This is a genomic window from Xanthomonas hortorum (assembly GCF_011305375.1).
Classification (GTDB): Bacteria; Pseudomonadota; Gammaproteobacteria; order Xanthomonadales; family Xanthomonadaceae; genus Xanthomonas; species Xanthomonas hortorum_E.
Map to the genome: position 1 here is coordinate 177,069 of NZ_VCME01000006.1, position 23,119 is coordinate 200,187.

The following is a 23,119-nucleotide window of genomic DNA, read 5'->3' on the forward strand; positions in this document are numbered from 1 at the left end:
CGGCGTCGTTCGTCATTTGGGGCGTCGCAGATCAGGGTCGACGTGCTGGTCGAGATCGATGTGGAAGAGCCGGCTGATCGACCGATGCGCACGCAGGTGCAGGGCAGCGCCAAGCCTGTGCCGCTAGAATCCTTGAGATGAGCCAAGCAGCCGAATCCAGTGAACTGATCAACGTCGTGGTCCTGCTCGGCGCTGCCGTCGTTGCGATCCCGTTATTCCGACGTCTCGGCCTGGGCTCGGTGTTGGGATACCTGGCTGCGGGATTGGCGATTGGTCCGTTCGGCCTGGGGCTGTTCGATGAGCCGCAGGCGATCCTGCATGTGGCCGAGTTGGGCGTGGTGATGTTCCTGTTCGTGATCGGGCTGGAAATGCGGCCGTCCCACCTGTGGAGTCTGCGCAAGGAGATCTTCGGTCTTGGGACCGCGCAGATTGCGGTCTGCACGCTGGTGCTGACCGGCATCGGCATGTTGCTCGGCTTTGCGCCGCCGGTGGCCTTTGTCGCCGCGTCCGGCTTCGTGCTGACCTCCACGGCGGTGGTGATGCAATTGCTGGCCGAGCGCGGCGATGTCGCCTTGCCGCCGGGTCAAAAGATCGTGGCGATTCTGCTGTTCGAAGATCTGTTGATCGTGCCGCTGCTGGCGATCGTGGCCTGGATGGGGTCCAACGGCGACCCGCAGGCGGCGTCGCAGCGCTGGCAGGACATCGGCATCGGTCTGGCCTGCATCGTCGGATTATTGGTGGCAGGGCGCTGGCTGCTCAATCCCTTGTTCCGGATCCTGGCTGCGTCCAAGGCACGCGAGGTGATGACGGCAGCTGCCTTGCTGGTGGTACTGGGCGCGGCGCTGTTGATGCAGGTGGGTGGGTTGTCGATGGCGATGGGGGCATTTCTGGCCGGTGTGCTGCTGTCCGAATCCACCTTCCGCCATCAGATCGAAGCGGACATCGAGCCGTTTCGTGGGATTCTGCTGGGGCTGTTCTTCCTCGGCGTCGGTATGAGCCTGGACCTGCACGTGGTTGCGGCGGATTGGCAGCTGATCGTTGCCGGCGTGCTGGCCTTGATGGTGGGCAAGGGCGTGTGCATCTACGCGGTGGCGCGGCTGATGCGCAGCGACCATCGCCAGGCGCTGGACCGTGGCGTGCTGATGGCGCAGGGCGGCGAGTTCGCGTTCGTGCTGTTCGCTGCGGCATCGGCTTCCGGCGTCATCGATGCACAGGTCAACGCCAGCCTGACCGCGATCGTGGTGGTGTCGATGGCGCTGACGCCGTTGTTCGTGCTGCTGCAGCGCCGGCTGACGCCAGCCGCCAAGCCGTCGCTGGAGGGCGTGGAGGCAGTCAGTGGTCAGACCGGCAGCGTGCTGATCATCGGGTTTGGGCGCTTTGGCCAGGTCGCCAGCCAGTCGCTGCTGGCACGCGATGTGGACGTGACCATCATCGACAACGACATCGAGATGATCCAGAGCGCGGAGGAGTTTGGTTTCAAGATCTACTACGGCGATGGCACCCGGCTCGATGTGCTGCATGCCTCCGGTGCACACAGCGCCCGTGCGATTGCGGTGTGCGTCGACAACCGCGAGGCGGCCAATCGCATCGTGGAGCTGGCAACGCGCGAGTTCCCGCATGCCCGATTGTTGGTGCGCTCGTACGATCGTGAGCATTCGTTGCAGTTAGTCGCTGCCGGCGTGGATTACCAGATCCGCGAGACCTTCGAGTCGGCGGTGGCGTTCGGTCAAGCGGCCTTGGTCGAGCTGGGCGTGGACGAGGACGAGGCCGTCACCATCGCGCGCGAGATCCGGCGTCGCGATGCCGAGCGTTTCGAATTGGAGATTGCGGCCGGCAACACGCGTGCCGGTGCTGTGTCAGGGCTGATGTACGGCAATATCACGCCGACCGTGCCCAAGCCCACGCCATTTACCCCGCCGCGGCGCGAAAGCCGCACGCTGAATCCCGATGCGGTGCCGCAGGCCAATCAGGTAGAAGAAGCGGCCCGCGACTAAGTCGGGTGTGGCTGGTGAGCGCCGAAGCAGGTTCGGCGCTGCGGTGCGGTTTCCTTGGCTGGTCGAGAAAACACGTCGGGTAACGAACGGCCGGCGAAGACGCCAGCCGCAGGTCGCAAGCCGATCGACTCAGCCGTGCGTGCGTTGCGCGGCAGCGAAGGCTTCCAACTGCTCGGGCGTGGCGTCTTTCTGGTGCTGCTGTTTCCAGTCGGCAAACGGCATGCCATAGACCGCTTCGCGTGCCTGGTCCTTGCTCATCGGCTGGCCGTGCGCTTCGGCGGCTTCGCGGTACCAATCGCCCAGGCAATTGCGGCAGAAGCCGGCCAGGATCATCAGATCGATGTTCTGCACATCGAGCCGGTCCTGGTTGAGATGCTGCAACAGACGGCGAAATGCGGCCGCTTCGATAGATGTGGTGATGGAATCGGGCGTTGAGGTGGTGTCGGTCATGACGGAATCGGGGACAATAGACGGCCTTCGACTCTACACCTGACGCCCCATGACCGTTTCCGCGCCAGCTGCCTCTGCTCCGGCCCGCCTCCTCGATGGCCGCCGCATTGCCGAGGACCTGCTCGACGGATTGAAGTTGCGGGTGGATGCGCGCGTGGCGGCCGGCAAGGCGCGCCCCGGGTTGGCCGTAGTGCTGGTCGGCGGCGACCCGGCCTCGTCGGTGTATGTGCGCAACAAGCGACGCGCGGCGGAGAAGGTCGGTATCGAGGCCTTCGATTACGACTTGCCGCACGGTACCAGCGAGGCCGAGCTGGCGACATTGATCGACCGGCTCAACGCCGATCCCAAGATCCACGGCATCCTGATCCAGCTGCCGCTGCCGGGCATTCCCGACGCCAATCGCCTGATCCAGCGCATCGACCCGCGCAAGGACGTGGATGGCTTTCATCCGCAGAATGTGGGGCATCTGGCGCTGCGCGAATTCGGCCTGCGCCCGTGCACGCCGCGCGGCATCGTGACCTTGCTCGCGCATACCGACCAACCGGTGCGCGGGCGCAACGCGACCATCGTGGGCGTAAGTAATCACGTGGGCCGGCCGATGGGTCTGGAACTGCTGATCGCCGGTTGCACGGTCACCAGCTGCCACAAGTTCACCCCGCCCGAGGTGCTGGAGGCCAGCGTGCGCAACGCCGACATTTTGGTGGTCGCGGTGGGTCGCCCGGGTTTGATTCCGGGCGAGTGGGTCAAGCCGGGCGCGGTGGTGATCGATGTGGGCATCAATCGCCTGGAAGACGGGCGTCTGGTTGGCGATGTCGGTTTCGACGCCGCCGTGCAGCGCGCGGCCTGGATCACGCCGGTGCCGGGTGGAGTAGGGCCGATGACGGTCGCCACGTTGATGCAGAACACGCTGGAAGCGGCCGACGCAGCCGGCTGAGGCACGCGCGTAACGCAGCATTGCGGCTGCGTTGTGTCTTCGTGAAGGCTTTCAGGGTAAAATGCCGCGCTTCCCCAAACTCGGGTCCGCCGATGCTCCGCATCCAGGCTGAAGCTCTCACCTACGACGACGTTTCGCTCGTCCCCGCTCATTCGATCGTCCTGCCCAAGGATGTCAGCCTGGAAACTCGGCTGACCCGCGATCTGCGCCTGAAACTGCCGATTCTCTCGGCCGCGATGGACACAGTGACCGAACACCGCCTGGCGGTGGCCATGGCCCAGCTGGGCGGCATCGGCATCATCCACAAGAACCTGACGCCTGCGCAGCAGGCCGGCGAAGTGGCCCGGGTCAAGAAGTTCGAATCCGGCGTGATCACAGAGCCGTTCACGGTCAGCCCCGACACCACGATCGGTGAAGTGATTGCGCTGACCCGCGCGCGCAACATCTCCGGCGTGCCGGTGGTGGATGGCAGCGAACTGGTCGGCATCGTCACCAGCCGCGACATGCGCTTCGAGAAGAAGCTCGACGATCCGGTCCGCCACATCATGACCAAGAAGGATCGCCTGATCACTGTGCGCGAAGGCGCCAGCGATGAGGAAGTGCTGGAGCTGCTGCATCGCAACCGCATCGAAAAGATCCTGGTGGTCAACGACAGCTTCGAGCTGCGCGGCCTGATCACGGTCAAGGACATCCAGAAAAAGACCGACAACCCCAACGCTGCCAAAGACGCTGCCAAGCGCTTGCTGGTGGGTGCGGCGGTGGGCGTGGGCGGCGATACCGAACAGCGCATCGAACTGCTTGCCGCAGCGGGCGTGGACGTGGTGATCGTGGATACCGCGCACGGCCATTCGCAGGGCGTGATCGATCGCGTGGCCTGGGTCAAGAAGACCTATCCGCAGCTGCAGGTGATCGGCGGCAACATCGTCACCGGCGATGCCGCGCTGGCGCTGATGGATGCCGGCGCCGATGCGGTCAAGGTCGGCGTGGGTCCGGGCTCGATCTGCACCACGCGCGTGGTCGCAGGTGTCGGCGTGCCGCAGATCACCGCGGTCGACATGGTGGCCGAAGCGTTGCAGGACCGCATTCCGCTGATCGCCGATGGCGGCATCCGCTATTCCGGCGACATCGGCAAGGCGCTGGTCGCCGGTGCCTCCACGGTGATGGTCGGCGGCTTGCTGGCCGGTACCGAGGAGGCACCGGGCGAGGTCGAGTTGTTCCAAGGGCGCAGTTACAAGAGCTACCGTGGCATGGGCAGCCTGGGCGCGATGGAGAAGGGGTCCAAGGACCGCTATTTCCAGGACGCCAGCGACGCCGACAAGCTGGTGCCGGAAGGCATCGAAGGCCGCGTGCCGTATCGCGGACCGGTCGGCGGCATCATCCATCAACTGATCGGCGGCCTGCGCGCGACCATGGGCTATGTCGGCTGCGCCACTGTCGAAGAGATGCGCACCAAGCCGAAGTTCGTCAAGATCACCGGCGCCGGCCAACGCGAAAGCCATGTCCACGACGTGCAGATCACGAAAGAGCCGCCGAACTATCGCGCTGGGTAAGCCAGCGCGCGGGAGTGGGGATTCGGCATTCGGGATTCGCAAGAGCCTACCGCGTCCTCATCCGGCAGCGGTTGTGGCTAGCGTTTTTGCGAATCTCCAATCCCAACTCCCCAATCCCGGCCCTCGATGACCAACATCCATACCGACAAGATCCTCATCCTCGATTTCGGCGCGCAGTACACCCAGCTGATTGCACGGCGTATCCGCGAAATCGGCGTGTACTGCGAGATCTGGGCCTGGGATCATGATCCGTCCGAGATTGCCGGCTTCGGTGCCAAGGGCATCATTCTGTCTGGTGGGCCGGAATCGACCACCCTGCCGGGTGCGCCGGTTGCGCCGCAGGAAGTGTTCGACAGCGGCTTGCCGGTGTTCGGTATCTGCTACGGCATGCAGACCCTGGCTGCGCAGCTGGGTGGTGCGACAGAAGCGGCTGACCAACGCGAATTCGGCCATGCCGAAGTGGATGTTGTGGCGGCCGATGCACTGTTCGCCGGCCTGACCGATCACGCCGGCGCCTCGCGTTTGAATGTGTGGATGAGCCACGGCGATCACGTGTCGCAGGTGCCGCCGGGCTTCACGATTACTGCCGTGACCGACCGCATTCCGGTGGCGGCGATGTCCAACGAGGACAAACGCTGGTACGGCGTGCAGTTCCATCCGGAAGTGACGCACACGCTGCAGGGCCAGATCTTGCTGCGTCGCTTCGTGGTCGATGTGTGCGGGTGTCAGACGCTGTGGACGGCGGCCAACATCATCGACGACCAGATTGCACGCGTGCGCGCGCAGGTGGGCGATGACGAAGTCATCTTGGGTTTGTCTGGCGGCGTCGATTCGTCGGTGGTCGCGGCGTTGTTGCACAAGGCGATCGGCGACAAGCTGACCTGTGTGTTCGTCGATACCGGCCTGCTGCGTTGGCAGGAAGGCGACCAGGTGATGGCGATGTTCGCCGAGCACATGGGCGTCAAGGTGATCCGCGTCAACGCGGCCGACCGCTATTTCGCCAAGCTCGAAGGCGTGAGCGACCCGGAAGCCAAGCGCAAGATCATCGGCAACCTGTTCGTGGATATCTTCGACGAAGAATCCAACAAGCTGGCCAATGCCAAGTGGCTGGCGCAGGGCACGATCTATCCGGACGTGATCGAGTCGGCCGGCAGCAAGACCGGCAAGGCGCACGTGATCAAGAGCCACCACAACGTCGGTGGTTTGCCGGAGCACATGAAGCTGGGCTTGGTCGAACCGCTGCGCGAATTGTTCAAGGACGAAGTGCGTCGTCTCGGTGTCGAGCTCGGCTTGCCACGCACGATGGTGTATCGCCATCCGTTTCCGGGCCCGGGCCTGGGCGTGCGCATTCTGGGCGAAGTGAAGCGCGAGTACGCCGAACTGCTGGCCAAGGCCGATGCGATCTTCATCGACGAACTGCGCAAGGCCGATCTGTACGACAAGACCAGCCAGGCGTTCGCGGTGTTCTTGCCGGTGAAATCGGTGGGTGTGGTCGGCGATGCACGCGCCTACGAATGGGTGATCGCGCTGCGCGCGGTGGAAACCATCGACTTCATGACCGCGCACTGGGCACACCTGCCGTACGACTTCCTCGGCACGGTCTCCAACCGCATCATCAACGAACTGCGCGGCGTCTCGCGCGTGGTCTACGACATCTCCGGCAAGCCGCCTGCGACGATCGAGTGGGAGTGAAATCGGGTCCTTCGGGGACTATCGCCAGCTATCGAAAAACTGACGTAACGTGTTGATTTAGAAAGAAATACGTCGCGGTAGCTATCGGTGACTATCGCCGGCCAGCAAAACGTGTTGGCGGTAGAACTGACGGTAAGAACTGGAGGTCGGATTAAGACCCTCCCGTTTACTATTGAGACCAAACCGGTCTTTGACGGTAAATGTCTCCTCTGGAAAGCTTGTTTTATGCGGCTTTCCAGGCATCAGCAGGTCTCCTGACCCCTGACGGTAAAAGCCGTCAAGAACAGGAGGAAAAACCTCGATGCTTACCGACACCGCACTACGCAACCTCAAGCCTAAGTCTTTGACTTATAAGGCATCCGACCGTGACGGCATGTACGTGACGGTATCGACAACCGGTACCGTCACCTTCCGCTACGATTACCGTCTCAACGGCCGGCGGGAAACGCTGACCATCGGCCGTTACGGGCCGGCCGGCATTTCCCTGGCGATGGCCCGCGAAAAGCTGCTCGACGCCAAGAAAGCGGTTGCCGAGGGCAAGTCCCCGGCGCACGAGAAGCAGCGCGAGAAGCGCCGGCTGACCGCTGCCAAGAATTTCGGCGACATGACTGCCCGATGGCTTGCCGACGCCAAGATGGCCGACAGCACGCGTGCGATGCGCAGAAGCATCGTCGACCGGGACATCCTGCCGGCGTTCAAGAACCGGCTACTCAACGAAGTCAGCTCCGACGATCTGCGCGCCTTGTGCAACAAGGTGAAGGCTCGCGGCGCTCCCGCCACAGCCGTCCACGTGCGCGACATCGTGAAGCAGGTCTACGCCTTCGCTATCCTGCACGGCGAGAAGGTCGACAACCCGGCCGACGGCGTGGGCGCGGCTTCGATCGCGACCTTCGTGCCCAAGGATCGAGCGCTGTCGCCGATGGAGATCCGTCTGATGTATCGGCAGATGGAATCGGTGGCCACCTATCCGACCATTCGCCTCGCGTTGCGCATGATTCTGCTGACGCTGGTACGCAAGAGCGAATTGATCGAGGCGACATGGGCCGAGGTTGATTTCGAGAACGCGACCTGGACGATTCCAAAATCACGAATGAAGGGTCGCAACCCGCACGTCGTCTATCTGTCCCGCCAGGCTGTGGACATCTTCGTTGCGCTGCACACTTGCGCAGCGGGGTCGAAGTTCGTCCTGCCGTCGCGCTACGACGCCGACCGCTGTATGTCCAAGGCGACGCTCAACCGCGTGACCCAGATCGTGTCCGAGCGCGCCAAAGCTGCCGGTTTGCCGCTAGAACCTTTCACGGTGCACGACCTGCGCCGCACCGGCTCGACGCTGCTCAACGAGGTCGGCTTCAACGGCGACTGGATCGAGAAGTGCCTGGCGCATGAAGACGGCCGTTCCTCGCGCTCGGTCTACAACAAGGCCGAATACGCCGAGCCGCGCCGTCACATGCTGCAGGAGTGGGCCAACATGGTCGATGCCTGGGTGGAGGGTGGCGCATACGCGCCCACGCTGTTGCCGAGCAATACGGTCGTGCCGGTGCTGAGCGCATCGGTCTGAGTGACTTCACGTCAGGTTGTCAGTTGACAATCTGACGATTCATCCCCATACTGGAGACCTTGAATGGCCCGTCCCTCTCATCCAAAGAAGGAGGTCGAAGATGCGCTCAAGCATGCGGAAAGGCAGGGCTGGCGCGTCACGGTCGGGGGCAGTCATGCCTGGGGCAAGATTTACTGCCCTTACAACGACGATGAGTGCCGCTGCGGCGAGTTCTGCATTACGAGCGTGTGGAGCACGCCGAAGAACCCTGGCAATCATGCCCGAGCGCTGCGGCGGGTCGTGGACAACTGCACGATCCATCAGCAACGAAACGAAGCTGAATCGTCATCTGAGGACTGATCCATGGAATACACCTTCATTCTGAAGTACCAGCTCGCCGAGCACGACAGTGATCCGGATGTGCTGGTCGAGCGTCTCGGCAGTGCCGGCTGTGATGACGCCTTGGTGGGTATCGGGCAGCCGGGTCGCTTGGCGCTTGAGTTCACCCGCGAAGCTGAGAACGCGCAGGCCGCGGTGCGCAGTGCGCTGGCCGACGTGAAGCGTGCTGTCCCCTTGGCGAAGCTCGTGGAGGCGGCACCGGATTTCGTTGGGCTGACCGATGTCGCCGAATTGGTGGGTGTATCGCGCCAAGCAATGCGCAAGCTGATGCTCTCCCATGCCACCACCTTTCCCGCGCCGGTGCACGAAGGCAGCGCCTCGATTTGGCACCTGGCCGAAGTGCTGGGCTGGCTGGAAGAGAAGGGGGGCTATGTCTTTGAGCGAAAGATGCTGGAAACCGCGCGTGCAGCGTTGGAAGTTAATCTGACCAAGGAAATTCACCGACTGCCCGTGGCAGCGGTGCGAGAGCTCAAACTGCTGATCGCCTAGCCACGTTGCTACGTCGAAGCTACATCGCGCACGGGTCGGCGCTTACGTAGCCTGACATCAGGTCCATTGGACCTGGTGATAGCACCGGATCGAGAGGACTGCTTGCGAGCTTCGATCCAAGCTTCGACCTCCTCCAAATCCCAGACAACGCAGCGCGAGGTCAGATTGAATCGGCGTGGAAACTCGCCACGCTGCTCCATTCCATAGATCGTCGTGTCCGCCAAAGGGACGATCTGGTGCAAATCTTGGCGGCGAATGGTGCGGCGGAAGGGGAGGGGAAGTTTGACCGAAAACTGCGGAAGGTCTTCGTACCCATCCATACCCGGATGAGGAATGGATGCTTTCGGCGGCAAGGCGGTATCGCCTGCATCGGTGCAATGAACGTGAACGGGCATCGAAGGTTCCTAAGGCACTGTGTTCGTATGGATCTATGGTGACTATCGTCAGCAATCGGAACAACTCGCTGGGGCGAAGCGGGGAGGGTGCCATCCAACTTGGCTCACAAAAATTGCCCATGAATTGTTCGGTCAGAGCATGGTCGTTTTAGATAATTCACGAAACAAAGTTCATGAGGCCACCTGCACTGTGATGGAGCAACCACTCAAAGCGCCGCTCAATGGGATTGCCATGGAGTTCGGCTACTACCCCAAGCCCTGCGACATCGCGACCGGCCGCTTCTCCGTCCAGACGCTTCCTGATCACGAAAGTAGCGTGGCCACCGTTACCGGGGACCCCAATGCCCTCAAGGACTGGATCTATCCGGGTGCGCAGCAGCAGCGGGACTTCATGAGCGGAAACGTTCGCTCGATGCCGTACAACGCCCGGGTCTTCGGCCTGCCCAAGACCCATGTCCTGACGCTGCATGAAGGCAGGAGCCGAGAAGAGCTCGATTTCGTGGTGTGGTGTTTGTCTTTCTTTTTCGGTATGCGGCTGACGACAACGGAGGCGGGCTTTCTTGATGCGACGCCCATTAAATCTGGGGTGCTTGTTGATTTCGCCCTGGTTCGCTGCACTGTGGCTGACGTCATCGAGTTAGCGCTGGACTACCTGGACTCGGAAGGCGGCGATCCACGTGCGCCCAAGCGCGTTGCGGCTGTCATCCATGCCTTGTTCCTGGCGCAGTATCCGCATAGCCTTCCCTTCGAGCAGTTCCAATACCTTTACATGGCGCTGGACGCCTGCTTCAAGCTCGTCGTAGTCAAGGAGGCACAAAAGCCTTCTGTGCCACATGCGGGGCGCGTCCAGTGGATGTGCGAAAAATTCGATATGCCTGTACCCGATTGGGCCAAGAGCGACAAGGCGACTCCCTCGTCGCTATCCGTCATCCGAAACGACACCGTTCATGAAGCCTTGTTCTTCGATGGACCGCTGGGCTTTTCGATCTACGGTGGCAACCAGCCCGCAGCAGATCCGGGCAACACCACACTGCAAATGCAGGCGATGGTGTGCCGGTTGCTGGTGGCAGTTCTTGGAAATCCGGGAATCAGCTACGTGAAGACGCCCGTCGACACTCGGCAGCGACACGCGCTTGAACTACGGGGGTGAGTTGCGCAGCGGCGGCTTCGGGATAGCAGGGGTCGAGTCTTTCCTGAATCCCCGATCGCCCGCGATGAACGCCTCAAGCATGTGCGGGATCAATGTCACAGCATCGACCGCCTCGCCATACGCCTGCGCGTGTACTGCGGCGTAGCGGTCGAGGTCGGCTTTCAGGCTGGCCGGGCAGGCAAAGGTCAGCTTCGTGGATTCCGTTTTCGGTAGCGGCCCGAGCCGCAGCTTGCGCGTCGTCATCGCGAAGTCCCCTTGTTGAAGAACAATGGCTGGTAGGGCCGCAGTACCAAGTCGCGGTTGGCGATGACGCGAACCGGTAGGCCCGGCCGCTCGGTCAGCGTCGGCTGGATGTTCATGTTGCGCCGGGTCAGCTCCTGGCCGACCTGGTTGATGCTGTCCTGCGCGCTGTCGCGCCCGGCGATGATGATGCGGTCGCCGTCCTGGCGGTTCTCGGGCGCGGCCAGCTCGGCGCCGACGCCCAGCAGAGTGGTCAGCGCCGCGCCGGCGAAGATGTGGCCCCAGTGGTAGTCCACGTCGTCTTGCAGCCCGGCATAGCCGGCCGGGTCGGCTCCGACCAGGTTGTCGAGCGTGAGCGAAGACGTGTCGGGCAGGATGATCCGGTTCCACACCACCTGCACGCGGCTCTGCCCGTAGCTCACCTGGCTGTTGTAGTGGCCCAGAATGCGCGAACCCTGCGGGATCAGCAAAAAGCGCCCGGTAGCTGTGTCATAGACCGGCTCCGTCACCGTGGCGATCACATCGCCCGGCAAATCCGACTTGATGCCCGTCACCAGCGCACCGGCGATGACCGTCCCGGCCATCACCTGATACGGCGAAGCCGGCATTTGCAGGTTGCCGGAATTACGGGTCTCCGTGGTTCCTGCCTTCTGGAACGCCTCTTTCTGGTCTTGCCGGTTCTGTACCGCCGTCGGATCGGCAGGCTGCGCCGGTGTGGAGCCTGGCCCGGCCGCCATCGGGTCGAACGCCGCATTGGCGGCGAAGCCCGGCGCGGCGGCGACCTGCGACTGAGCCGTCGGCGCGGCCTTCTGCGTGCCTGAGCGGAAGAACACCGACGAAGCCGCAGCCGCTTCGGCCTCTTTGCGCAGCGCATCGTTCGGGTCGTTGCCAGGCGCCGCATAGGTGGCCGTTACCGGCTGCTGCGACTTGACGATGGCCGGGCCAAGATCGCCTGGCAGCGGTGGCCCCAGCTCGGGAACGGCAGGCGGCAAGGCCGGCGGCAGCTTGGAGTAGTCCGCCGGCAGCGCATCCAGCCCTTCGGACTTGGAGACACGATCGACGTTGTAAAGCTCGGTCTGCTCGTTGGCCCCGCGCCGCTGCGGTTGCAGCGACCACATCAGCGCGCCGAGTACGGCGACCGACAGGCCGCCGGTGAGGATGGCCAGCGTGCGTCGGTTCAGGCGCGTGACCGGGCGCGGCTGGGCGCGCAGCGCCACCGCCTCGGGTGCGATCTTGCCCGCCGCCTGCGGCGCGGCAAGGTCGGGCGTGTCGTCCTGGCTCATGGTCAGTTCCTCCGCGCCACGCCGTCGGTGCGCTCGATCCGCACCACGTCACCACCATCGCCGCCCAGGCGCAGTTCGGCCGCGCCAAAGAGGCGATCCACGATGTAGTACGGCGAGCGGAAGCGGTAGTTGACGAGCTGACCATCACCATGCGCGCCGATGACGAACAGCGGCGGCAGTTCGCCTTGGGCGATACCCGGCGGAAACTGGATATAGACCTTCTCGCCATCATCGAAGGCACGCTGCGGCTTCCACGGCGGATTGCTGCCGCTGATCGCGTAGCGGAAGCGGATCTTCTCCAACGCCAAGCCGGTATCGACCGGCGCGGCTATCTGTGCGGCCTGCGCCTGGCGCTGCAAGGCCAGCATCCGGTCTTTCGGGTAGTCCCATGACACCGAGGCCATCCATGCTTTCTCGGTCGAGGTCAGTTCCAGCAGGTACGTCCGCCGGCTGGTGGTGATGACCAGATTGGTTTTCAGGCCCGAGCGGGTGGGCTTGACCAGCACATTGACGCGCAGCGCCTCGCCGCTGCCGCTGGACGTGTCACCCACGATCCAGCGCACGGTATCGCCAGCTGCGACCGTCACGAGTTCCTCGCCGGGCTGGAGCGAAACCACGGTGACGCGCCCCGGCGCCGCATAGACCTGATACAACGCGCCGTCGCTGTACGGCCACACCTGAATCGCGTTGACGTAGCCCTCGCGCGTGGGAGCGATGCGTGCCTCGGCATTGGCGCGCGAAACGCGCACCTTCTCGTCGACCGGCTCCGGTGCGGGCGCCGCCTCGTCCTCCTCCGGCAACGGCTTCAACTGCGCAGGCAGCGCCAGCGGCTCGGGCACGGCGACGACTTCCACCGGCTTGGGAGGTTCGGGCAGCGGCTGCGCCTGCACCGGCTCATCGAGCGAGATGGCCGGCGGCGGCTTGCCCTGCGAGGCGCAGCCCGACAATGCCGCGAACATCAGCACGAAAGCGTAAAAGCGGGAAGGCAGGTTCATGGCTTGGCTCCTTCGGAAGAATCCAGTTCGCGGCTCCACGACAGGCCGTTGACGTAGATTCCCAGCGGGTTCTTGCGCAGGCGCTGTTCTGTGCGCGGGGTTTGCAGGACGGTTGAAAGCACGGCGTTCCAGCGTTCGGTGCCAGCGGGCGCGCCATTGATGAACCGCTGTTCCGTCCAGCGGACGTTGAACGAGGCATCGCTGGCGCGCGTGACGCTGATGATCTGCACCGTCACCGACTCGCGGCCGACGCGGGCGAACGGATCGTTCTTGCTCGCATAGCCGTTGAGCACGGACGCGCCCTTGTCGGTGGTGTAGTCGTAGGCATCGAGCCAGTTCTGCCGCACCACGATGGGGTCGATGGACAGGGAGCGCACCAGCGTCACGAAGCGCGCTAGGTGATGCCCGATCTGCGCATCGGCAGGCCGGTACGGCGTGGCGGCCTCGCCCACGGTACGCACCTGGCCGGATTGATCGACTTCGATGACGTAGGGGGTCACGATGGACTGCGCCGAGCGCCAGACCAGGCCGCCCGCCATCAGCAAGGCCAGCACCAGGCAGCCAAAGGCCATCAGCCGCCAATTCTTCGCCTGCACACGGGCCGAGCCGATACGCTCGTCCCACACCTGGGCGGCGGCTTGATACGGGGTGGCAGGCTGCGGCGTATCGGCATAGTGCACCTGCGGTCGTTTGAATCGCATGGTCAGTTCTCCTTGTGAATCGCTTTAATCGTCTGAGCCGCGCAGGCTCGGGCCTTGCCCGGAGCCGCCGCCATCGCCACCGCGCAACGTGTGTGCGGCAGTGGTCGCGGCATGGGTGATCTGCTGGCGGCGGTGCATCCGCTTGGCCCAGGCGGGCTGCTCTTGCTTCTGCGAGCTGGCGGCGCCGTCTGTGGCTTCGCCTGCGCCCACCTGGCCGGAGCCAGCCGCACCGGACGCAGCGCCGCCAGCCCCTGTGCCGTTCCATCCAGCACGGAAAGAGCCGGTCATCTTCTGCGCGGCGCCGGACGCGCCGGATGCGGCGCTGCGCCCGGCAGCCTGCGCGCCGGTCTTGGCGACATTGCCCAAGCCGGCGATCACGCCCTTGGCACCGCCGCCCGCAGCGCCGGAACCGGCCTGGAACGCCGAGCGTGCGCTACCGGCCGCCGAGGTGGCGGCACGCGCACCGGCGCCGGCCAGCTTCGCGGCGGCCGGCGCCATGCGTGCCCCGGCCACGACCGCACCGCCCACGCCCGTCGCGGCAGCACCAATGGCGACGGCCGTGCCGGTGGCGCCAATGGCAGCACCGGCCATCGCGCCTGCGCCAAGCTGCGGCGCACCGGACACCAGGCCGGATGCGATGCCCGGCCCATAGATGCCCAGCGCCAGCAGCGCGAGCGAGGCCAACATCACGACAAGGGCGTGATCGATGGAGGGTTCGTCGGGGTGAACCTGGAACTCGGCGAACAGTCCCGAGCCAATGCCGACGATGACGGCCAGCACCAAGACCTTGATGCCCGACGACACCACGTTGCCGAGCACCTTTTCGGCGAGAAACGAGGTCTTGTTCCAAAGCGCGAACGGCACCAGCACGAAGCCCGCCAGCGTGGTCAGCTTGAACTCGATCAGCGTGATGAAAAGCTGGATCGCCAGCACGAAGAAACACAGGATGACGGTGAGCCAGGCGATAAACATCACGACGATGGGATCGAGGTTCACGAAGACTTCGGGGAAGCCCGTCATGTCGCCGATCTGTTCCAGAATCGGTGCGCCCGCGTCGATGCCCGTCTTCGCTAGCCGGCCCGGCTGAAGAAAGTTCTCCATCGTCATGGTCGAGCCGGTGGCCGTCAGGCCCAGCCCGGCGAACGAGCGGAACACGATGCCGGCCAGCCAGTTGAAGTTGCCGATGATGTAGGCGAAGGCACCGACGTAGAGCACCTTGCGCAGCAGCTTGGCGATCACGTCCTCGCCCTGGCCGGTGGCGTGGCTCATGGCCCAATAAAGGCCGGCGATGGTCATGTCGATGACGATCAGCGTGGCGGTCAGGAACGCCACTTCGCCTTGCAGCAGCCCGAACCCGGAGTCGATGTAGCGCGAGAACGTATCGAGGAATCGGTCGATGATGGTCACGTCGTTCATGGCGCGTCCTCCAAGGCAGGCAAAGCCGCCGTCTCGTCGCGGTCGTCGGGTTCATCGAAGCTCGCCGGAATCGGCGGCAGCTCGGCCAGCGTCCGGTATTCATCCGGCCCGGCCTGGCCGGAGAAGAAGCGCCGCCGGAAGGCTTCGGCGGCGGCGCGGCAGTCGTCTTCGCCCACGGCCTGCCGGTCGTCCGCGCACTGCGCACGCAACGCCTTGAGCCGCACGGGATCGGCGGTTAAGGCATCGGCCAGGCTCTCGGCCGACTGCTGGCCGCAAGCGGTCAGTAGCACGGCCAGCAGCGAAACCGACAAGACGGGAGCGCATCGCATGACCGCCTCCGTCAGTTGTTGTAGAAATTGATGGACTGCGGCGTGTACGGCGTGCCGCTGCCCAGGAAGCGCCGCCGCACTTCGCGGGCGCGCTCGGTGGCCGCCGCCTGCCGCGCCAGTTCCAGCGAGGCCGAGCGGTCTTGCGTGATCTGGAGCTGCTGGGACTGGATGGACTGCTTGGCCTGCAAGGCAAGAAGCTGGTTGGTCGCCTGCTGCGCCTGCAAGGCGCCGGTGGCGGACTGGCTCTGGCTCACCAGATCGGCCAGCGCGCTTTCGTCTTGGGCCAAGTTCTGCGACACCTGCGCCTGCATCCGCATCGCGGTATGCAAGCCATCGAGCGTGTTCTTCCAGCGTTCGCGGGCGTCCTGCGCCATGCGGTCGCCGCTGATGGTCGCGGCGTACTGCTCCGGGTACAGACGGGCGAACGTGGCATCCATGCTCTGCACGTCGTAGGCCAGCCCCTGCGCCTCGGCGATCAGGCGTTCGGTAGTGGCCAGCGTGGAGCGCAGCCGGTTGACGACGTTGAAGTCCAGACTCGCGAGATTGCGCGCCTGGTTCATCAACATCTGCGCCTCGTTCTGAAGCTGATTGATCTGGTTGTTGATCTGCTCAAGGGTGCGGATGGCGGTTAGCGTGTTCTGCACCAAGTTGACGGGATCAACGAAGGTCAGCGCCGCCGCCGGGCGGGTAAGCATCAGCGAGCCGGCCAACGCGGCGGCGAGCGAAGCGGAAAGCACACGGGTCTTCATAGCGAAACCTCCAGCGATTGAGAAGCGAGGAACGAAGCCGCCGCCGGCGAGGACGGCAGCAGGTCGGCGGCCCAGTCGAGGCCGCGATGGCGCAGCCACGCCCCGGCAAAGCCGGGAGCGCCGGCCTGCGTCAGTACGCGGTCAATGTCGCGTTGGTCTTGCGGTGTGGACGCGCCCGCGAAGGCGAGCGCGGCCGGCCCCAGGTCGAGGTCGAACAGGCGATTGCCGAGACGCGATTGGTAGTAGTAGTCGCGCTTGGGCTGCGCGGTTGCGACGATCTCGATTTGCCGGCTGTTGAGGCCGAATCCCTCGTAGATCGTGCGAATCTGCGGCTCGGTCGCCTGCGGGTTTGGCAAGAAAATCCGACTCGGGCAGCTCTCGATGATCGCGGGCGCAATGCTCGAATCCTTGATGTCGGCGAGCGACTGCGTGGCGAAGATCACCGACACGTTCTTCTTGCGCAGCGTCTTCAACCATTGGCGAATTCGCGCGGCGAAAGACGGCTCATCGAGGAACAGCCACGCCTCATCCAGAATCAGCAGCGTCGGCGCACCGTCGAAACGCTCATCGAAGCGGGCGAACAGGTAGCGCAGCACCGCTTGCACGGCGGCGGGGCTGTGCATCAGTTCTTCCATCTCGAAGCCCTGTACGTCACCGAAGCCGAGACGATCGGTGTCCGCGTCCAGCAGCTTGCCGTGCGCGCCACCGAGCACATAGGGCGCGAGTGCCTGCCGTAGCGCGTTCGATTGCAGCAGCACCGACAGCCCAGTGAGCGTGCGTTGCTCCACCGGCGCACCGGCCAGGCTCCCCAGCGCCGACCAGATGACCGCCTTCTCGTCCGGGCCGACCGTCATGCCCTCATGCAGCAGGCGCCCCTCCACCCATTCCGCCGCCCAGGAGCGATAGCTTTCCCGGTCGATACGCGCGAGTGGCTGGAAGGCAATGCCGCCATCGGCGCCCAGGTCGTAGTGTTCGCCGCCCAGGCCCAGGATGGTGGCGCGCATCGAGCGGCCGATATCGAAGGCGAACACGCGCGAGCCGCGATAGCGGCGGAATTGCTGCACCAGAATGGCAAGCAACACCGACTTGCCCATGCCGGTCGGGCCGGCGACCAGCATGTGGCCTACGTCGCCGATGTGCGTCACCAGCCGAAACGGCGTGGCGCCATCGGTGCGAGTGACGATCAGCGGTGGGCCGTCAAGGTGGTCGTTCTTCTCCGGCCCGGCCCATACGGCGGACAGCGGCATCATGTGCGCCAAGTTCAGCGTCGAGACGATGGGCTGGCGCACGTTGGCGTAAGCGTTGCCGGGGATGGACGACAGCCACGCATCCACGGCGTTGAGCGTTTCGGGGATGGTGACGAACCCGCGTCCTTGGATGACGCGCTCTACCATGCGCAGCTTTTCGTCGGCCGCGGCCGGATCAGCGTCAAGCACCGTCACCGTGGCAGTGAAGTGACCAAAGGCCACCTGATCGCCACCAAGCTCCTGCATCGCGGCGTCCGCGTCGGCCGCCTTGTTGCTGGCGTCGGTATCGACCAGCGGGCTTTCCTGCTGGAAGATCGTCTCGCGCAGCAGCGCCACCACGTTCTTGCGCTTGGCGAACCATTGGCGGCGCAGGCGGCCGAGTTCCTTTTCCGCCTCGGCTTTGTCCATGCACAGGAAGCGCGTGCTCCAGCGGTAGGCGAAGCCCAGGCGGTTGAGGTCGTCCAGCAGGCCCGGCCAGGTCGAGGTCGGAAAGCCACGCACCGACACCACGCGCAGGTGCTGGTCGCCCAGCGTGGGCGCCAGGCCTCCGACCAGCGCGGAGTCGGCCAGCAGCGCGTCGATATGGAACGGCACTTCGGGCACCGCCAGCGGATAGCGCCGCGTGGACACCGTGGCGTGCAGGTAGGTCAGCGTCTCGGCGTCATCGAGCCAGGCGATCTCCGGCATCACGCCATCGAGCAAGTCGAAGACACGATCGGTTTCCGCCACGAAGGCATCGAGCCGGCCGCGCCAGTCCACGCCGTCGCCCGGCGAGTTCTCATAGAGCAGCTTGGCCGCGCGGGCGCGGGATTCCTCCGGCGGCAGGTAAGCCAGCGTCAGGTGATAGCCGCTCTCGAAGTGATGCCCCGATTCCTCGAAGGCGGCGCGGCGTTCCTCGTCCACGAGCCAGGACAGCGGTTCGGGGAAGTCGGAGCGTGGGTAGTCCGCCGCCGGTCGGCGCTCAGCCTCGATGAACAAGGCCCAGCCCGACCCCAGGCGGCGTAGCGCGTTGTTGAGTCGCGCCGACGTGGCGATCAGTTCGCCCTGTGTCGCGCTGTCCAGATCAGGCCCGCGAAAGCGCGCGGTGCGCTGGAACGAACCGTCCTTGTTCAGCGACACTCCCGGCGCGATCAAGCCGGCCCAGGGCAGCCAGTCGGCCAGCAGCGCGGGGCGCTGGCGGTATTCAGCAAGGTTCAGCATGGCGGCGTCCCCCTACACGTCCAGCAGCGGTTTGTGCTTGATGTGCCGGGCGAAGACCTGCATGAACTGTGGATCGACGCGCGCGCCCCAGACCGCCAGCGAATGGCCGACGATCCAGAGCACCGCACCGGGAATCCACAGTTGCAGGCCCAGCCCGACGGCGGCGGCTAGCGTGCCGTTGGCAATCGCCACGGTGCGCGGCGCACCGCCCAGCAGGATCGGCTCGGTCAGCGAGCGATGCAGCGGGATCTCGAAGCCGGACGCGAAGCCCGGCGCTCCTTCGTTGGCGGTGCTCATACGACGGCCCCGCCGGAGAACGAGAAGAACGACAGGAAGAACGAGGACGCGGCGAACGCGATGGACAGGCCGAAGACGATCTGGATCAGCTTGCGGAAGCCGCCGCTGGTATCGCCGAAGGCCAGCGCCAGGCCGGTGGAAATGATGATGATGACCGCGACGATGCGTGCCACCGGCCCCTGGATGGACTCGAGGATCGAGGTCAGCGGTCCTTCCCAGGGCATCGACGAACCGGCGGCTTTCGCCGTGCCGGCCGTCATCAGCATGATGGCGGCCAGCAGCAGGCCGTGCTGCGCCGGCGCGGCCAGGCGCCGCAGGCGCGCAAAGGCCGAAGCTGGATTTACGGAAATGCGGAAAGCATGAATGTGCATCTGCGTCATGGCAGTTCTCCAGAGGGTTCAGGGGACGGGGAAGAAACTGGCGGCAGCTCGGGAAACGGCGTTTCCAGCGCATTCGCCATGCGATAGCCCACGCCGTCGAAGCCGACGACGCGGGCGATGCTTTCGACGTGGCGCTTGCGGCCACGCCCGGCGATGTGGATGACGACATTGATGGCCTCGGCGATCAACGCGCGCGGCGGATTCACCGCCACTTCAAGAATCAGTTGCTCCAGGCGTAGCAGCGCGCCCAAGGCGGAACCGGCGTGAATCGTGGCGATGCCACCGGGGTGGCCGGTGCCCCACACCTTGATGAGGTCGAGGGCTTCGCCGCCGCGCACCTCGCCGACGATCACGCGGTCCGGGCGCAGGCGCATCGTGGCGCGCACCAGTTCCTGCATCGACACCACGCCCGCGCGCGTGCGCAGCGGCACATGGTCGCGGGCGGCGCATTGCAGCTCGATCGTGTCTTCGAGCACGAGCACGCGGTCGCCCGTGGCCGCGATCTCGGCCAGCAGCGCGTTGGCGAGCGTGGTCTTGCCGGTACTGGTGCCGCCGGCGATCAGGATGTTCTGGCGCTCGCGCACGGCGCGGCGCAGGAAGTCCGCCTGGCCGGCAGTCAGGATGCCGTCGGCCACATAGCGATCCAGGCCGATGATGCTCACGGCCCGCTTGCGCAGCGCGAAGGCTGGCCCCGGTGCGGCGGGCGGCAAGATGCCCTCGAAACGCTCGCCCGTCTCGGGCAATTCAGCGGTCAAGAGCGGCTGGCCGCGATGCACTTCCGCACCAACGTGGGCGGCGACAAGGCGGATGATGCGTTCGCCGTCGGCTTCGGGCAGCTCGACGCCCAGCGGTGCGCGGCCCGACGACAGCCGATCCACCCACAGGGTGCGATCAGGGTTGAGCATGATTTCCACCACGTCCGGGTCTTCGAGCGCGGCGGCGATCAGCGGCCCCATTGCCGTTCGCAGCATCTGGATGCGGCGATCCTGTGAAGTGGTGGCCGACGAGCGTGGTTCGGGCGGGATCTGCGGAACGGCGCTCATGAGGCACGCTCCTGCGCTTCGGCCAGCGCCGCCGCGTCATCCATCCGCATCGGGTCGGGATGGAGTTCTTCCACCACGTCGCGCACCAGACTGCGGCCGCGCAGCAGGTGCCTGCCGAGCTGTTCGATGAACTGCTCGAAACGCGCTTTGCCCTGGGCGCGGGCCGCGTCCTGATGGGCCTCGGGCACCGGCGTGCTGACGGTCAGGAAGTAGCGGATGAACAGCGCCAGCGTTTCGATCTGGATGTTCTGGTCGCGCTCCAGCCGTTCGGCCTGACGCGACAGGCGATCCAGTCGCTTGGCAATGGCGGCCTCGCGCTGGTCGCCCGCGTCCGGCGACAGCCAGGACGCGAGCGCCGCCGCGACGATGCTGGATTTCGAGACGCCTTTCTTGGTGGCGAGTTCTTCCAGCAGCTTGGCGTGCTCGTGTTGGATAAAAAGATTGAGGCGGTATTGGCTCATAGGTCGATTCCGTCGTTAGGGTCGAGAGAGGCCAGCCGGGCCGTGCGCTGCATGGCCGGATCGAGCTGGCCGGGAAGCGGCAGCGGCAGGTCGTAGTCGTCATCGAGCAGCGCGAGGTCATCGGGCGCACCCAGCTCGGGGTCGTACGCGACGGATTCGGAGAGTTCGGGTTGGCGGCGCGGGCCGCCGTCGTCGGTGCCGCCCGGCTCATCGGCGGATGCCGTGACTGATGCGGCGAGGACGGCCGGAATCGCCAGGCCGCTCCAGTCGTCGGCGCGGGCCGGTGGCACGTCGGCGTACTGCCCAGCCGCAAGCGCGGGCGGTGGCAGCACGCGCTGCTTGAAATTGGCGTCGGCGTAGTAGCGCAGCTTCTTGGCCTTGATCGGCGCGACGCTGGACACCATCACCACCGATTCATCGGGCGGGAGTTGCATCACTTCGCCCGGCGTCAGCAGCGGCCGAGCCGTTTCCTGCCGCGACACCATCAGATGCCCGAGCCACGGCGCGAGCCGGTGGCCGGCATAGTTGCGCTGCGCGCGCAGTTCGGTGGCGGTGCCCAACGTCTCGGAGATCCGTTTGGCCGTGCGCTCGTCGTTGGTAGCGAACGTCACCCGGACATGGCAGTTGTCCAGAATCGAATGGTTCTGGCCGTAGGCTTTGTCGATCTGGTTGAGCGACTGCGCGATGAGGAAACTGCGGATGCCGTAGCCGGCCATGAAGGCAAGCGCCGTCTCGAAGAAGTCGAGCCGGCCCAGCGCCGGAAACTCATCGAGCATCAGCAACAGCTTGTGGCGGCGTTCGATGCCATCGCTGCCATCGAGCGATTCGGTGAGGCGTCGCCCGATCTGGTTCAAGATGAGCCGGATCAACGGCTTGGTGCGGCTGATGTCCGAAGGTGGCACCATCAGGTACAGCGAAACGGGATGCTCGGACGCAATCAGGTCGGCGATGCGCCAGTCGCAGCGCGACGTGACCTCGGCCACAGTGGGGTCGCGGTAGAGGCCGAGGAACGACATGGCCGTGGACAGCACACCAGACCGCTCGTTGTCGCTCTTGTTGAGCACTTCGCGCGCGGCGGACGCGACAACAGGATGCGGCGCGTCACCGAGATGACGCGTCGTCATCATCCGATGCAGCGTCAGCTCGAACGGGCACGCAGGATCGGAGAGGAAGTTGGCGACGCCGCGCAGCGTCTTGTCTTCGCCCGCATAGAGCACATGCAGGATGGCGCCGACCAGCAGCGCGTGCGAAGTCTTCTCCCAGTGATTGCGCTTCTCCAGCGCGCCTTCGGGGTCAACGAGAATGTCCGCGATGTTCTGCACGTCGCGCACTTCATGCGCGCTGCGCCGCACTTCCAGCAGCGGGTTGTACGCGGCCGACTGAGAATCGGTGGGGTTGAACAGCAGGCAATGCGAGAAGCGCGAACGCCAGCCGGCGGTGATCTGCCAGTTCTCGCCCTTGATGTCGTGGATCACTGCCGATGCAGGCCAGGACAGCAAGGTCGGCACCACCAGGCCCACGCCTTTGCCCGAGCGCGTGGGCGCGAAGGTCAGGACGTGTTCCGGACCTTCATGGCGCAGGTACTGTCCGTCATGCAGGCCGAGAAAGACGCCGGCAGACTGCACCAGCCCGGCCTTGCGAATGTCGGCGGTGTTGGCCCAACGTGCCGAGCCATAGGTCGTAACCAGGCGCGATTGCCGCGAACGCCACACCGACATGGCGATGGCAACCACCACGGCCATCAGGCCGCTGCCGCCGGCGATCGCGCCGCCTATGTCGAAGACGTGCGGCGCGTAGGCATCGAAGAAGAACCACCACTCGAACAACCGCCACGGGTGATAGACCGGCGTGCCGAAGAAGTCGAACCAGGGCGAGCCAAGGCGTAGTTGGTAGGCCAGTGCGGCGGCTGTCCATTGCGTTGCACTCCACACACCGGCGATCACGATGCTGAAAACAACCGCGATCTGCCCGAACAGCACGCCCTGAGTTTGCATTGACTGGCCTCCGATTCCCTCTGCGATGATTCCTCGTTCACACGCGGCACAAGGACGTGCCGCATGACGCGAGAATCAGTGCCGAGTCGGTGCCGGTCAAAGACCGTTATCGGGAGAAAGGTCGATAAAAAAGCAAGATTTCGCGCACGAGCGCAGGCAGAAAAAACGCCGCAAGCGGGGGCGCATTGCGGCGT

23 protein-coding genes are annotated in these 23,119 nt (G+C 64.9%); 8 read left to right on the plus strand and 15 right to left on the minus strand.

Annotation, left to right across the window (positions count from 1 at the left end):
- Positions 1-137 precede the first annotated feature (137 nt).
- Complete coding sequence (locus FFY45_RS06980; RefSeq protein ID WP_176339873.1) at positions 138-1,994, plus strand: monovalent cation:proton antiporter-2 (CPA2) family protein; 1,857 nt, start codon at positions 138-140, stop codon at positions 1,992-1,994.
- A gap of 129 nt (positions 1,995-2,123) precedes the next feature.
- On the opposite strand, the gene FFY45_RS06985 is transcribed toward FFY45_RS06980, so the two are convergent.
- Positions 2,124-2,444 (minus strand): DUF1244 domain-containing protein, encoded by a 321-nt coding sequence (locus tag FFY45_RS06985; RefSeq protein WP_023904140.1) that lies wholly within the window; start codon positions 2,442-2,444, stop codon positions 2,124-2,126.
- 49 nt (positions 2,445-2,493) lie between these two features.
- Here FFY45_RS06985 and folD point away from each other — a divergent pair, with 49 nt between their 5' ends.
- The 6 genes from folD to FFY45_RS07015 all read left to right on the plus strand — a co-directional run bounded on the left by folD (position 2,494) and on the right by FFY45_RS07015 (position 9,045).
- Positions 2,494-3,378 (plus strand): bifunctional methylenetetrahydrofolate dehydrogenase/methenyltetrahydrofolate cyclohydrolase FolD, encoded by an 885-nt coding sequence (gene folD / locus FFY45_RS06990; protein WP_176339874.1) that lies wholly within the window; start codon positions 2,494-2,496, stop codon positions 3,376-3,378.
- Between the two features lie 92 nt (positions 3,379-3,470).
- Positions 3,471-4,928 carry an IMP dehydrogenase gene (guaB, locus tag FFY45_RS06995; RefSeq protein ID WP_043889240.1) on the plus strand — a complete coding sequence of 486 codons (1,458 nt, stop codon included), beginning with the start codon at positions 3,471-3,473 and terminating at the stop codon, positions 4,926-4,928.
- Positions 4,929-5,054: 126 nt separating this feature from the next.
- Complete coding sequence (gene guaA, locus FFY45_RS07000) at positions 5,055-6,620, plus strand: glutamine-hydrolyzing GMP synthase (protein WP_176339875.1); 1,566 nt, start codon at positions 5,055-5,057, stop codon at positions 6,618-6,620.
- Between the two features lie 301 nt (positions 6,621-6,921).
- The gene (locus FFY45_RS07005; RefSeq protein ID WP_176339876.1) at positions 6,922-8,178 is read left to right on the plus strand and encodes a tyrosine-type recombinase/integrase; all 1,257 of its coding nucleotides are present in this window, start codon (positions 6,922-6,924) and stop codon (positions 8,176-8,178) included.
- 63 nt (positions 8,179-8,241) lie between these two features.
- On the plus strand, positions 8,242-8,517 hold the full coding sequence (locus FFY45_RS07010) for a hypothetical protein (RefSeq protein WP_176339877.1): 276 nt from the start codon (positions 8,242-8,244) through the stop codon (positions 8,515-8,517).
- Positions 8,518-8,520: 3 nt separating this feature from the next.
- Positions 8,521-9,045, plus strand: a complete 525-nt coding sequence (locus FFY45_RS07015) for a helix-turn-helix transcriptional regulator (RefSeq protein ID WP_176339878.1) — start codon at positions 8,521-8,523, stop codon at positions 9,043-9,045.
- 8 nt (positions 9,046-9,053) lie between these two features.
- On the opposite strand, the gene FFY45_RS07020 is transcribed toward FFY45_RS07015, so the two are convergent.
- Positions 9,054-9,440 (minus strand): helix-turn-helix transcriptional regulator, encoded by a 387-nt coding sequence (locus tag FFY45_RS07020; protein ID WP_176339879.1) that lies wholly within the window; start codon positions 9,438-9,440, stop codon positions 9,054-9,056.
- A 19-nt stretch (positions 9,441-9,459) separates the two neighbouring features.
- Here FFY45_RS07020 and FFY45_RS07025 point away from each other — a divergent pair, with 19 nt between their 5' ends.
- Positions 9,460-10,590: a hypothetical protein gene (locus tag FFY45_RS07025; RefSeq protein WP_343204088.1), complete on the plus strand. Its 1,131-nt coding sequence runs from the start codon at positions 9,460-9,462 to the stop codon at positions 10,588-10,590.
- Here FFY45_RS07025 and FFY45_RS07030 read toward each other — a convergent pair.
- The 13 genes from FFY45_RS07030 to FFY45_RS07090 all read right to left on the minus strand — a co-directional run bounded on the left by FFY45_RS07030 (position 10,579) and on the right by FFY45_RS07090 (position 22,925).
- On the minus strand, positions 10,579-10,833 hold the full coding sequence (locus FFY45_RS07030; protein WP_176339880.1) for a DUF2274 domain-containing protein: 255 nt from the start codon (positions 10,831-10,833) through the stop codon (positions 10,579-10,581). The two genes, FFY45_RS07025 and FFY45_RS07030, sit on opposite strands and share 12 nt — an antisense overlap.
- A complete protein-coding gene (locus FFY45_RS07035; protein WP_176339881.1) occupies positions 10,830-12,113 on the minus strand; it encodes a TraB/TrbI/VirB10 family type IV secretion system protein in 1,284 nt (427 codons plus the stop codon). The genes FFY45_RS07030 and FFY45_RS07035 overlap by 4 nt, the downstream gene beginning before the upstream one ends.
- Before the next feature lie 2 nt (positions 12,114-12,115).
- Positions 12,116-13,108: a P-type conjugative transfer protein TrbG gene (trbG, locus tag FFY45_RS07040; protein WP_176339882.1), complete on the minus strand. Its 993-nt coding sequence runs from the start codon at positions 13,106-13,108 to the stop codon at positions 12,116-12,118.
- Positions 13,105-13,809 (minus strand): conjugal transfer protein TrbF, encoded by a 705-nt coding sequence (trbF, locus tag FFY45_RS07045; RefSeq protein ID WP_176339883.1) that lies wholly within the window; start codon positions 13,807-13,809, stop codon positions 13,105-13,107. The genes trbG and trbF overlap by 4 nt, the downstream gene beginning before the upstream one ends.
- A 24-nt stretch (positions 13,810-13,833) precedes the next feature.
- A complete protein-coding gene (gene trbL, locus FFY45_RS07050; protein ID WP_176339884.1) occupies positions 13,834-15,225 on the minus strand; it encodes a P-type conjugative transfer protein TrbL in 1,392 nt (463 codons plus the stop codon).
- Positions 15,222-15,554, minus strand: a complete 333-nt coding sequence (locus tag FFY45_RS07055) for a hypothetical protein (protein WP_176339885.1) — start codon at positions 15,552-15,554, stop codon at positions 15,222-15,224. The genes trbL and FFY45_RS07055 overlap by 4 nt, the downstream gene beginning before the upstream one ends.
- Positions 15,555-15,565: 11 nt before the next feature.
- Positions 15,566-16,303 (minus strand): P-type conjugative transfer protein TrbJ, encoded by a 738-nt coding sequence (gene trbJ, locus FFY45_RS07060; protein WP_176339886.1) that lies wholly within the window; start codon positions 16,301-16,303, stop codon positions 15,566-15,568.
- Positions 16,300-18,750, minus strand: coding sequence for a conjugal transfer protein TrbE (gene trbE, locus FFY45_RS07065; protein WP_176339887.1), 2,451 nt, complete (start codon positions 18,748-18,750; stop codon positions 16,300-16,302). Before trbE ends, trbJ begins: the two co-directional genes overlap by 4 nt.
- A gap of 12 nt (positions 18,751-18,762) precedes the next feature.
- Positions 18,763-19,047, minus strand: a complete 285-nt coding sequence (locus FFY45_RS07070) for a VirB3 family type IV secretion system protein (RefSeq protein ID WP_121040493.1) — start codon at positions 19,045-19,047, stop codon at positions 18,763-18,765.
- A complete protein-coding gene (locus FFY45_RS07075) occupies positions 19,044-19,427 on the minus strand; it encodes a TrbC/VirB2 family type IV secretion system protein (protein WP_094852247.1) in 384 nt (127 codons plus the stop codon). The genes FFY45_RS07070 and FFY45_RS07075 overlap by 4 nt, the downstream gene beginning before the upstream one ends.
- A complete protein-coding gene (gene trbB, locus FFY45_RS07080; protein ID WP_439333518.1) occupies positions 19,424-20,398 on the minus strand; it encodes a P-type conjugative transfer ATPase TrbB in 975 nt (324 codons plus the stop codon). Before trbB ends, FFY45_RS07075 begins: the two co-directional genes overlap by 4 nt.
- Positions 20,399-20,466: 68 nt before the next feature.
- Entirely contained in the window at positions 20,467-20,931 is a 465-nt protein-coding gene (locus FFY45_RS07085) for a CopG family transcriptional regulator (protein WP_176339889.1), read from the minus strand.
- On the minus strand, positions 20,928-22,925 hold the full coding sequence (locus FFY45_RS07090) for a conjugal transfer protein TraG (RefSeq protein WP_176339890.1): 1,998 nt from the start codon (positions 22,923-22,925) through the stop codon (positions 20,928-20,930). The genes FFY45_RS07085 and FFY45_RS07090 overlap by 4 nt, the downstream gene beginning before the upstream one ends.
- Between the last annotated feature and the right edge of the window lie 194 nt (positions 22,926-23,119).